General features: G+C 37.4%; 9 protein-coding genes. 1 reads left to right on the top strand and 8 read right to left on the bottom strand.

Translation table 11 applies throughout. The annotated features are described in order from the left end of the window. Positions 1 to 32: 32 nt before the first annotated feature. From rsgA to K5V07_RS02555, 6 genes are all read right to left on the bottom strand, one after another. On the bottom strand, positions 33 to 1,010 hold the full coding sequence (gene rsgA / locus K5V07_RS02580; RefSeq protein ID WP_221916270.1) for a ribosome small subunit-dependent GTPase A: 978 nt from the start codon (positions 1,008 to 1,010) through the stop codon (positions 33 to 35). Between the two features lie 139 nt (positions 1,011 to 1,149). Next, on the bottom strand, positions 1,150 to 2,232 hold the full coding sequence (locus K5V07_RS02575) for a bifunctional 3-deoxy-7-phosphoheptulonate synthase/chorismate mutase type II (RefSeq protein ID WP_221916269.1): 1,083 nt from the start codon (positions 2,230 to 2,232) through the stop codon (positions 1,150 to 1,152). Between the two features lie 76 nt (positions 2,233 to 2,308). Then, positions 2,309 to 3,166 (bottom strand): prephenate dehydrogenase, encoded by an 858-nt coding sequence (locus K5V07_RS02570; protein ID WP_221916268.1) that lies wholly within the window; start codon positions 3,164 to 3,166, stop codon positions 2,309 to 2,311. 188 nt (positions 3,167 to 3,354) lie between these two features. Further along, positions 3,355 to 4,500: an aminotransferase class I/II-fold pyridoxal phosphate-dependent enzyme gene (locus K5V07_RS02565; RefSeq protein WP_221916267.1), complete on the bottom strand. Its 1,146-nt coding sequence runs from the start codon at positions 4,498 to 4,500 to the stop codon at positions 3,355 to 3,357. 43 nt (positions 4,501 to 4,543) lie between these two features. After that, positions 4,544 to 5,371 (bottom strand): prephenate dehydratase, encoded by an 828-nt coding sequence (locus K5V07_RS02560; RefSeq protein ID WP_221916265.1) that lies wholly within the window; start codon positions 5,369 to 5,371, stop codon positions 4,544 to 4,546. A gap of 389 nt (positions 5,372 to 5,760) precedes the next feature. Further along, entirely contained in the window at positions 5,761 to 7,008 is a 1,248-nt protein-coding gene (locus tag K5V07_RS02555) for a dicarboxylate/amino acid:cation symporter (protein WP_221916263.1), read from the bottom strand. A 188-nt stretch (positions 7,009 to 7,196) separates the two neighbouring features. Between K5V07_RS02555 and gldA the strand changes: the two genes are divergently transcribed. Continuing rightward, positions 7,197 to 8,093: a gliding motility-associated ABC transporter ATP-binding subunit GldA gene (gldA, locus tag K5V07_RS02550; RefSeq protein ID WP_166136147.1), complete on the top strand. Its 897-nt coding sequence runs from the start codon at positions 7,197 to 7,199 to the stop codon at positions 8,091 to 8,093. Between the two features lie 124 nt (positions 8,094 to 8,217). On the opposite strand, the gene metF is transcribed toward gldA, so the two are convergent. Next, on the bottom strand, positions 8,218 to 9,174 hold the full coding sequence (gene metF / locus K5V07_RS02545) for a methylenetetrahydrofolate reductase [NAD(P)H] (protein ID WP_221916262.1): 957 nt from the start codon (positions 9,172 to 9,174) through the stop codon (positions 8,218 to 8,220). A gap of 80 nt (positions 9,175 to 9,254) precedes the next feature. After that, positions 9,255 to 11,930 carry a methionine synthase gene (gene metH, locus K5V07_RS02540; protein ID WP_221916259.1) on the bottom strand — a complete coding sequence of 892 codons (2,676 nt, stop codon included), beginning with the start codon at positions 11,928 to 11,930 and terminating at the stop codon, positions 9,255 to 9,257. Positions 11,931 to 12,010: the final 80 nt, after the last annotated feature.

The raw sequence follows: 12,010 nt of genomic DNA, 5'->3' as shown, positions 1-12,010 counted from the left end.
ATATCTTTCGTTAATTATGACTTTTAAAAATATTACTCTCTAGTTTTATCGCTTATAATTCGATCTTCGTTATGAATGTCAGTTCGGTAATGTTCATCGTCACCTTCTAAAATTTTAAGGTAACTGTTGTAGCGTGACCAAGCAATTTCATCTCGATCTAATGCTTCTTTTATGGCGCACTTAGGCTCTTCTTTATGCAAACAATTATTGAACTTGCATTGCTCTTTCAATTTAAAAAACTCGGGGAAATAACCACTAATTTCAGCCGGCTCCATATCTACCATCCCAAATCCTTTGATTCCGGGCGTATCTATAATGCTGGCGCCAAAAGATAAATCATACATTTCAGCAAAAGTTGTGGTATGCTGTCCTTGTTTACTGGCGTCTGAAATGGTTTTTGTTTTCAAATGCAAAGCAGGCTCCATAGCGTTTACCAATGTAGATTTTCCCACACCTGAATGCCCAGAGAACATGCTTACTTTTCCTATCATCAAGGCTTTTAATTCCTCAATTCCTTTCATTTCGGTTGAGGATGCGCGCAAACAAGTATATCCTATTTGCTGATACACATGCTGCATGTACAATTGTTCGTCTAAGGTCGCTTCGTCAAAAGTGTCGATTTTATTAAACACCAAAACCGTTTCTATTCCGTACGCCTCCGCAGTTACAAGAAATCGATCAATAAAGTTAAATGTTGTTGGCGGATTGTTCACAGTGATCAATAAAAAAACACGATCAATATTTGATGCGATAATATGCATTTGATGCGATAAATTAACCGACTTGCGTACGATGTAATTTTTTCTGTCATGAATATTAAAAATAGTGCCCGTAACCGCATCTGAAGTTTCCTCGAGTTCATAATCTACCACATCGCCTACTGCAATGGGATTGGTACTTTTTATTCCCTTAATCCGAAATTTCCCTTTCATACGGCATTCTATAAAATCTCCTTGTTCAGATTTTACGGTGTACCAACTTCCTGTAGATTTATAAACGATTCCTGTCATAGGGCAAAGGTAAAATTTTGTTTCAAGTTTAAAGTTTAAAGTTTAGAGTTTTTTTGTAGCATACTAAAACAAAAATCCCAAAACGAATGGCTTTGGGATTTTATTACATTATTGCTTACCAATTAAATATTGTCTTTCGTTAAGCATTCAACACCTTATCTTGATGGCTGATACTTTCTTGGTGAATAGCCTTGAATAATTTCAAAACAAACTCTTCTGAAAGTCCTTTGGTTTCTCCATCCAAAATCATTTTACCTAAAATTTCATTCCAACGGTTGTTTTGGAGGACTGCAACGTTAGCCGCTTTTTTAACCAAACCAATTTCATCAGCTACTTTCATACGTTTGCCTAAAAGCTCTAGCAAAGTCGCATCTAAAACGTCAATGTTAGCTCTTAATTTTTTCATTTTCTGTGTAAATTCATCTGATACATCATCCGTTTTTCTCACTTTCAAATCAATAAAAATTTGTTTCAAAGCATCAGGTGTTACTTGCTGAGCTGCATCACTCCAAGCATTATCTGGATCAATGTGCGTTTCAATAATCATTCCGTCGTAATTCAAATCTAAAGCTTCTTGCGTAACCTCAAGAATCATTTTGCGATCACCTGTAATGTGCGAAGGGTCAATAATTAATGGTAAATCAGGAAATTTATTTTGCAATTCAATAGCAATTTGCCATTCCGGAATATTTCGGTATTTGGTTTTCTCATACGTAGAAAATCCTCTGTGAATCACTCCTAATTTCTCAATTCCTGCATTGTACAAACGTTCTACTCCACCTAACCACAAAGATAAATCTGGATTTACAGGATTTTTCACCAAAACAATTTTCTTTGTTCCAGCCAATGCATCAGCAATTTCCTGAACTGCAAATGGGTTTACCGTTGTTCTAGCACCTATCCACAACACATCAATGTCATATTCTAAAGCTAATTTTACGTGAGCAGCATTGGCTACCTCAGTTCCCATTAGCAAACCTGTTTCTTCTTTGGCTTTCTTCAACCATTTCAAACCTATTTCGCCCACGCCTTCAAATCCTCCCGGACGCGTTCTTGGTTTCCAGATTCCTGCTCTAAAAACACTTACATCTGAATCCTTTAACTCATGTGCAATTTTCAATACTTGCTCTTCGGTTTCAGCGCTACATGGCCCTGCTATCACTAATGGGTGAGTCAAATTAAATGCCTCCAACCAATTTCTCATTTCTTTCTTATTTTCCATCTTTTCTAAATTTTATTTTCTGAGTTTTGTTTTTTTATATTTTCTGTAGAACTTGTTCACTGTGACTAAAAACTGCTCACTTCTTAACATTCATCCCATTCAATATTTCTTTTATCTTATTTACGCTTTCCATTTCATTGTAAATCGCCTCGTAATCCTCGTTCTCCAATAGCTCCTTAAATTTAGATAAATTCAAGATATATTCATTCAAAGTTTTCACGACTTGCTTTCTATTTTGTTTAAAAATGGGTGTCCACATCGCGGGCGAACTTTTAGCGAGACGCACAGTACTTTCAAAACCAGAACCTGCCATATCAAAAATATCCTGCTCGTGTTTTTCCTTGTCAATGACTGTTTTCCCTAACATAAAAGCGCTGATGTGGGACAAATGCGATACATACGCAATGTGCTTATCATGTGATTTCGGATCCATATACCGAATGCGCATTCCCATTTCTTGAAACAATGCCAAGGCGCGTTCTTGTAATTTAAAAGTCGTTTTCTCTACCTCACAAATAATATTTGTTTTTCCTTGAAACAACCCTTTTATCGCTGCTGATGGTCCCGAAAATTCCGTTCCAGCAATAGGATGCGTGGCTATAAAATTTCTCCTTTTGGCATGGTTAGCAATACTTTCACAAATAGGTAATTTTGTCGAACCAACCTCAAATACAATCGTTTGGTCACCTATTGCCTCCAAAACTTGGGGCACAACCGCAAGCGCTACATCTACAGGAACCGAAACAATCACAAAATCAGCATGCATTAAGTCTGTAAATGTTGCCATTTCATCAATAACACCCAACTCAATTGCCTGTTCCAAATGCTTCTCGTTCGTATCAATCCCATAAATCGTGGCGTTCGGATACAAATCTTTAATATCCAACACCATCGAACCACCTATCAAGCCTATGCCTATTACAAATACTTTCATTTTTTTATTTTTATCCGAAGCTTATCCTGCTATCCGTTGCAATCTTTCCTGCCGAACCCCGGCAGCAAAGGATTTCCACTACTATCAGGGCTAGGAAAGCTCGTTATACAGAAATTTATTTTTTCATTAAACCAATTTTATAACAATAAATCTCTCTGCTATTTCATTCCCCTTTGGGGGTCAGGGGGCTAAAATCGACTGATTGCATCTCTAATTTTTTCTTCTTCAACACACAAAGCAAACCGAATGTACCCTTCTCCATTACTCCCAAAAATAGTTCCCGGTGTAATAAAAATTGATTTCTCATGCAAAATTCTATCAATAAACGCCTCTGCAGATGTAACTCCATCGGGTAATTTTGCCCAAACAAACAAACCAACACCTTCTTTATACACTTTACAACCCAGTTTTTCAGCGAGTTCCTCTGTTACAATTCGTCTTTTTCTGTAGATTTCATTCATAGCATCAAACCACGCTTTATCACTTTTTAAAGCTTCAACAGCTCCTTTTTGAATTCCGTAAAACATGCCGCTATCCATATTACTTTTTACTTTCAACACCGCATCAATAGCATTGGCGTTTCCTAACACCATTCCTACTCTCCAACCCGCCATGTTAAAAGTTTTACTCAAAGAATTCAATTCTAAAGCCACATCCTTTGCTCCTTCTACTTGCAACAAACTCAACGGATTGTCATTCAAAACAAAGCTATACGGATTATCATTCACCAATAAAATTTCATGTTTTGCAGCAAAAGCGACTAATTTTTCAAACAATTCTAAGCTCCCTCGAGCTCCCGTGGGCATGTGTGGATAACCAATCCACATGATTTTCACTTTGCTTAAATCCAGTTGCTCCAAAGCTTCAAAATCCGGCTCCCACTGATTTCCTTCTTTCAAATCATAATACACTGGCAACGCTCCTACTAAATTGGTCACTGATGTGTACGTAGGATATCCCGGATTCGGAATCAAAACGTGATCTCCTTCATTCAAAAAAGCCAGCGAAATATGCATAATTCCTTCCTTGGAACCCATCAAAGGCAAAATTTCTGTTACAGGGTTGAGTGCTACACCATAATTTTTGGCATAAAAATCAGCCATACCCTCGCGCAACTCTGGTAAACCTTGATAACTCTGATATTGATGCGCGTTTTCATCTTGCATCGCAGCTACAATGGCAGCTACAATTGCAGGCGCCGGTTGTAAATCTGGACTCCCAATTCCCATATTAATGATGGGTTTGCCTTCGGCTGCCAGTTGCCTTACTTCTCTCAATTTGGAGGAGAAATAGTATTCTTCAATGATATGGAGACGATTTGCTGTGGTAATCATGTGTTAATTTTTATATCTGTGTAATTTAGTAACTCGAGGCTCTTTATATTTTAGTATTCTTGTACTCACCCAAGACTTTAAAATATTCGGCCATAATATTCAATAATGATTTTGCTTTTGCATAATCTTCGTATTTCTCAAAAGTGACATCCACAAAAAAGGAATATTTCCATGGCATTTCAATTTTGGGCAAAGATTGAATCTTAGTTAAATTCAATTTACAATCGCTCATTACATTTAAAACTGCTGCTAAACTCCCGCGTTTATGGTCGAGTTCAAATTTTATCGATGCTCTGTTAATTTCACTTTCGGGCACAAATGAATTTTCTTTTTTGATAATCACAAAGCGCGTCATGTTATTCTTGATCGTTTGGATTTCTGGCGCAATAATCTCCAAATCATACATTTCCGAAGCTGTTTTGCTTGCAATTGCCGCTATTCCTTTCAGTTGTTTTTCTTGAATTCTTCGCGCTGTTTCAGCGGTATCTTTGTCTTCAACCAATTTGATATTAGTATATTTTTTCAAAAAATCCATACATTGTAATAATGCCATCGGATGCGAATGTACTTCGAGAATATCTTCAATTTTTTGACCTTTCAACGCCATTAAATTTTGATGAATATTCAAATAATGCTCTCCAATTATGTGTAAATTATTCTTGTCAATTAAGGCATAATTGGGAATAATTGGACCCGCAATAGAGTTTTCGATGGCCATAATTGCTTGCTCTGACTTGCCTGCTAACAAGCTGTCTACCAATTCCTCAAAAGACAAACACTCGTCAAGAACAAATTCATGATTGAAATATTCTTGTGCCACTTGATGATGAAACGAGCCCGTAATGCCTTGTATTCCTATTATTGTATTCATTTTACACACTTTTAAGCAAAAAAAAATCCCGATTTGCATCGGGATTGTATATCTATAGTATTAATTTAATTTTTGAATTAAATAACCATGCAACAATCCCTTTCTACCTTCCAGAAGAAATAATAAGAGTTGCTAAAATAAAATCGGTTACTCAACATGTTGTTGTATTTTTTGTATTTTTTACTTTGCGAATGTATACATAATTTTTTACTGCACCCAAAAAAAAGTTGATTTTATGACACAAAAAAGGGATTCGCTAAAAAGTTGGTTATTAATTATGTAATGTTTAAAAAAAGGCTTTAAAAATACCATTCATACAACCGAAATTCCTGCATTGTAAAGTAAAAACAACCCTCAGTTATACTGCAACACACACTATTGAAAGTGATTTATACTAGTACTTTTTCAGAAAGCCACTTTTTTCCTTCGGCAATTCTTGCCACTAGCATCGCCGAAATCAAATCTCCATTAGCATTTAACAAAGTTGCCATTGGATCAACCAAAGTTCCAATAATCATTGCTGCTGGTAAGGCTTGTTCCATTGGAAAACCATAAACGGTTATCGCCAGGATTTCGCCTATGTAACCACCATTAGGAATACCACCTTCAACAACAGAAACTACTACTGTAATTCCCAAAGCGGTGAGAATCGTAATTGGATCCGTAAAATCCTTACCAAACATCGCAAAAATAACGGCAATCTTAATAATGGATGACATACTCGAACCATCCTTATGCAGAGGTGCACCCAAGGGAATAACGACATTCCTAATGTGAGCAGGAATATTCATTTTTTCGGCACCCTCAAGATTTGCGGGAATGGTTGCAATACTGCTGCATGTACCAATAGCTGTTAACGAAGGTGTTATGTTGTTTTTCCAAAACACTTTAAACCCTAATTTGCCGCCCGCCATATAGGCATATAAACTAAAAAATGCAATGAAGTAAAAAGCACAAACAGCATAATAAAGTCCTAACGGCTTGGCATAAGCACCAAACAGTTGCGGGCCAAAAATACCCACCTGATAAGCAAAATAGGCACCCAAACCTACGGGCGCTGTTTGCATGATAATGTGAAGCAATTGTTTCATTACTTCGTTACCAGATCGTAAAAACCTACTGAAATCATTGCCTTTTTCACCAGATTGCAAGCTGGCAAAACCTACTAAAAAGGAAAAAAGAATGAGTGCTAGCATGTTTTTTCGGGATAACAGTTCATAAAAATCACCCGCAGTAAGCAATTGTGTAATCTGAGAACCGGTGCTGCTTTCGGCTACAATTTCTAACGGAATTTTAGAAATGATAATATCTTGATGGATTGGAAAAATCAAAACTCCCACCACCATAAGGATTGCAGAGACCAAAACCGTAAATAAAAAGACTCCAATTACGATTAAGAATAACTTTCCTAGTTTTTCGGTTTTTTCTAAAGTAGCAATTGATGCCGATATGGTAAAAAACACTAACGGAATGATGGCCGTAAACAACAAATTTAGAAAAATGTCTCCCAAAGGTTTCAAAACCTCCACCTCTTTACCAAAAACCAAACCTAATATACTTCCTGCAAGGATACCACCAAGAAGTAGCATAATGCTTTTATAATTTTTCAAGATACCTCCTGATCCTATGTATTTCATGTGTCTTTTGAACTATTTTTAGTAAATATAGAAATCTAAATGATAGCGGTGCAATTACAATGCTTCTTTTTTATCATTTCGAATAGAAGTGCTCGCAACTATTCGTGAAAAAATTATTCGTGAATTAGTAGGCAATCGAACAACAAATCCATTCATTTTCTGTTTACTTTTGCAACAAATAATTCATCATGTCAATAGCAGTAAATAACATTTCCAAAAGCTACGGTGCTCAAAAAGCATTAGATAACATTTCATTTTCAATTAACAAAGGAGAGATTGTTGGTTTCTTAGGTCCAAATGGAGCTGGAAAATCGACTTTGATGAAAATTTTAACTACCTACATTACCGCTGATGAAGGAACTGCCACGGTAAACGGGCAGGATGTAAACACCAATCCAAAAGCCGTGCAACTTTCTATTGGGTACTTGCCAGAGCACAATCCGTTGTATTTGGATTTGTATGTTCGTGAATATTTAGCCTTTAACGCTGATGTGTACAAAGTTGCCAAATCTCGAATCGAAGAGGTAATTCAACTGACCGGTTTAAGTACCGAAAGCCACAAAAAAATAGGCCAACTCTCTAAAGGGTATCGCCAGCGTGTAGGTTTAGCAAATGCGCTACTGCACAATCCTGATGTTTTAATTTTGGATGAGCCTACAACAGGACTCGATCCGAATCAGTTGATGGAGATTAGAAACGTAATTAAAAACGTCGGAAAAGACAAGACTGTTTTTCTTTCAACACACATTATGCAAGAGGTTGAGGCTATTTGTGATCGCGTTATTATCATCAACAATGGAAAAATTGTTACCGATAAAAAACTGGATAACTTAATTTCTGAAGATAAAGAACAAGTAATTGAAGTGGAATTTGATTTTCAAGTCGAGGAACAATTGATTTCTAAAATTGAAAATCTTGTTTCGTATGTAAATGTTCACGATATGATGTGGGAACTGACTTTTAAATCAGATAAAGACATGCGATCTGTAGTCTTTGATTTTGCTCAAAATAATGGTTTGAAAACCTTACAACTCAATCAAAAGAATAAAAACTTAGAAGCGGTGTTTAGAGAGATTACGAAATAGTTGGCAGTGTTCCGTTTTTAGTGTTCAGCTATGTTTTCGAATAAAAAACAAACTCTTTTTAATCACCTAAAAAAAGCTTCTAGCCTTTGGAAGGCTAGAAGCTTTGGATATAAAGAATAAATTGCTAGAAAAGTTGGCTCGCAATTTGACGGATATTTTCTGATTTACCCATCGAATAATAATGCAAAACAGGAACTCCAGCAGCCTTTAATTCGCGTGATTGCTGAATAGCCCATTCGATTCCCACTTGTTTCACATCTGCATTTGTTTTGCATTTGTCTACCGCATCAATTAAATCTTCTGGCAAATCAATTCGGAATATTTGCGGCAAAATTTGCAAATGTCTTTGTACCGCCAATGGCTTGATGCCAGGAATAATAGGTACTGTAATTCCCATTTCTCTGGCTTTGGCAACAAATTCAAAATATTTGGCATTGTCAAAAAACATTTGTGTCACCACATAATCAGCACCTGCGTCCACTTTTTCTTTTAACCTTTTCAAATCGGACAGTAACGATGGAGATTCCAAATGTTTTTCAGGATATCCAGCCACACCAATACAAAAATCAGCCTTATTATCAATATGCATAACGTCATGCAAATACTTGCCTTCGTTCAACAATTTGACTTGCTGCACTAGATCAATAGCAAAGTGATTTCCACCCGCTTTTGGAACAAAAGATTGCTCGTCCTTCATCGCATCACCACGCAACGCCATCACATTATTGATTCCCAGATAATGACAATCTACTAGTAAGTACTCTGTTTCTTCTTTGGTAAAACCGCCACACAATACATGAGGTACGGTATCTACGTTGTATTTATGCGTTATCGAAGCGCAAATCCCAAGGGTTCCTGGTCGCATTCTGGTTAGTTTTTTATCTAATAAACCATTGCCTTTATCAACATAAATAAACTCCTCACGTGAGGTAGTCACATCAATAAATGGTGGTTTAAACTCCATCAAAGGGTCAATGTTGTCATACAATTCTTGAATACTTTTCCCTTTTTGAGGCGGAATAATTTCAAATGAAAACAAAGTTTCTCCTTTGGCTTTTTCTATATGTTGTGTTACTTTCATATTAAGTCTTAAAGTTTGAAAGTCAAAAGTCGAAAGCCAAGTCTGTTTTAGACTTTATGACTTTTGACTTTATGACTAAATTAGTCTGCTATATTCGGATTCAACCATTTCATGGCTACATCAGTGGAAACATTTCTTCTTTTGGCATAGTCAATTACTTGATCTTCTTTGATCTTTCCAAGTCCGAAATAGTTACTTTCTGGATTCCCAAAGTAATAACCAGATACTGATGAAGCCGGCCACATGGCCATACTTTCGGTTAAGGTTACTCCAATTTCTTCTGCAACATTTAATAATTTCCAAATAGTCGGTTTCTCTAAATGATCTGGACAAGCTGGATATCCTGGCGCTGGTCGAATCCCTTTGTACACCTCATCAATCATATCTTCGGTAGATAAATTCTCATCAGCGGCATAACCCCAAATTTCTTTACGCACTTTCTCGTGCAGATATTCAGCAAAAGCTTCTGCAAAACGATCAGCCAGTGCTTTCACCATAATCGAATTATAATCATCTAAATCCTTTTCGAATTCAGCCGCCCATTCGTCCACACCAAAGCCAGTAGTTACGCAAAAAGCTCCCATATAATCCACTTTTCCACTTTCTTTTGGAGCAATAAAATCAGACAAAGCGATGTTTGGCGCTCCTTTGGTTTTCTGAGATTGTTGGCGCAAAGTCAAAAATGTTTGTAATTGTTTTCCGTTTTCGTCTCTCAATTCAATATCATCATCATTGATTTGATTCGCCGGAAAAATGCCGTAAATGCCTTTGGCAGTTAATTTCTTCTCTTGTAAAATAACTTTTAACATCGCTTGTGCATCTGCAAAAACCGAAGTCGCTTGTTCACCCACTACCTCATCGGTTAAAATCGCTGGATATTTCCCAAACAATTCCCAAGTTCTGAAAAACGGCGTCCAATCGATATAAGGTACCAAAGTTTCTAAATCAACTTCTACGATTTGCTTGCCAATTACTTTAGGTTTCACGGGAGTGAAATTATCCCAATCCAATTGTAATTTATTTTTACGGGCTTGCTCAATAGTCAAGAAGTTCTTGTCGCGGGAACGATTCAAAAACGTTTCTCTAAACGCATCGTATTCGGCACGAATATCACTAGCATATATTTTTCGGTTGTGATCCAATAAATTACCCGCTACCGTTACCGCTCTCGAGGCATCGTTGACGTGAATTACCGTTTGGCTGTATTGAGGCGCAATTTTCACGGCCGTATGCGCACGCGAAGTTGTTGCACCACCAATCATTACTGGAATTTTCAGTCCTCTTTTATCCAATTCCTTAGCGAGATACACCATTTCGTCCAAAGACGGCGTGATCAATCCGCTCAATCCAATAATATCTACTTCATGTTCAATAGCTGCTGCAATAATTTTTTCTGGAGGCACCATTACACCTAAATCGACAATCTCATAATTGTTACAAGCCAATACCACCGAAACTATATTTTTACCAATATCATGAACGTCCCCTTTTACGGTTGCCATCAGGATTTTTCCGTTCCCAGATTTATCCCCAACTTGCTTTGCCGCTTCGATAAAAGGCAAAAGATAAGCTACTGCTTTTTTCATTACACGTGCCGATTTCACCACTTGTGGCAAAAACATTTTACCCGAACCAAACAAATCACCCACGACATTCATTCCCGTCATCAAGTTGATTTCGATTACTTCAATGGGTTTTGTAGCAGCTTGTCGCGCTTCTTCAACATCTTCTTCTATAAACGCATCCACTCCTTTTACTAACGAGTGCGTGATTCTTTCTTGAACCGTTCCAGAACGCCATTCTAAAACTGCCTTTTCATTTGTTTTAGATCCGTCGCCTTTTACATTCTCCGCAAAATCAAGCAAACGTTCTGTCGCATCATCGCGTCTGTCCAGAATCACATCTTCAACATGCTCTAATAAATCTTTCGGAATCTCATCATAAATCGACAACATTTCAGGATTTACAATCCCCATCGTCATTCCGTTTTGAATCGCATGGTACAAGAAAACCGAGTGCATCGCCTCACGAACCGTGTCGTTTCCTCTGAACGAAAACGAAACGTTACTCACCCCACCGCTGATGTGTGCGTGCGGTAAATTTTCACGAACCCACTTGGTTCCTCTAAAGAAATCCAACGCATTCAAGCGGTGCTCTTCCATTCCTGTTGCTACTGGGAAAATATTCAAATCGAAGATAATATCTTGTGGCGGAAATCCAATTCCCACCAAAATATCATACGAACGCTGACAAATTTCAACACGCCTTTCGTAATTATCCGCTTGACCCACTTCGTCAAAAGCCATCACGATTACCGCCGCTCCGTAACGCTTTATCAGTTTAGCATGGTGAACAAAAGCTTCTTCGCCTTCTTTCAACGAAATCGAATTTACAACACATTTCCCTTGTACAACTTTCAATCCGGCCTCAATGATTTCCCATTTTGAGCTGTCAATCATAATCGGCACACGCGAGATATCCGGTTCAGCCGCAATCAAATTCAGGAATTTAGTCATCGCATATGCGCCATCGAGCATTCCCTCATCCATATTAATATCGATGATTTGTGCACCGCCTTCTACTTGCTGGCGCGCAATATCAAGTGCCTCATCGTATTTTTCTTCCTTAATCAATCGAAGAAATTTTCTCGAACCCGTCACATTGGTTCTTTCCCCTACATTCACAAATACACTTTCGGGCGTAATGATTAAGGGTTCCAATCCTGCTAATACTAGGTTTCTTCTTTTTTCTGCCATTTCTTTATTTTGAGTTACTCAATTGCTAACAAAACTAGTCTGAGTTTTTTTTTTTTATTTATTGCAAAGTTTTCGAAACC

Origin of the sequence: Flavobacterium sp. CHNK8 (assembly GCF_019774515.1) — a bacterium.
GTDB lineage: Bacteria > Bacteroidota > Bacteroidia > Flavobacteriales > Flavobacteriaceae > Flavobacterium > Flavobacterium tiangeerense.
This window is presented reverse-complemented; position numbering and strand designations above follow the sequence as displayed.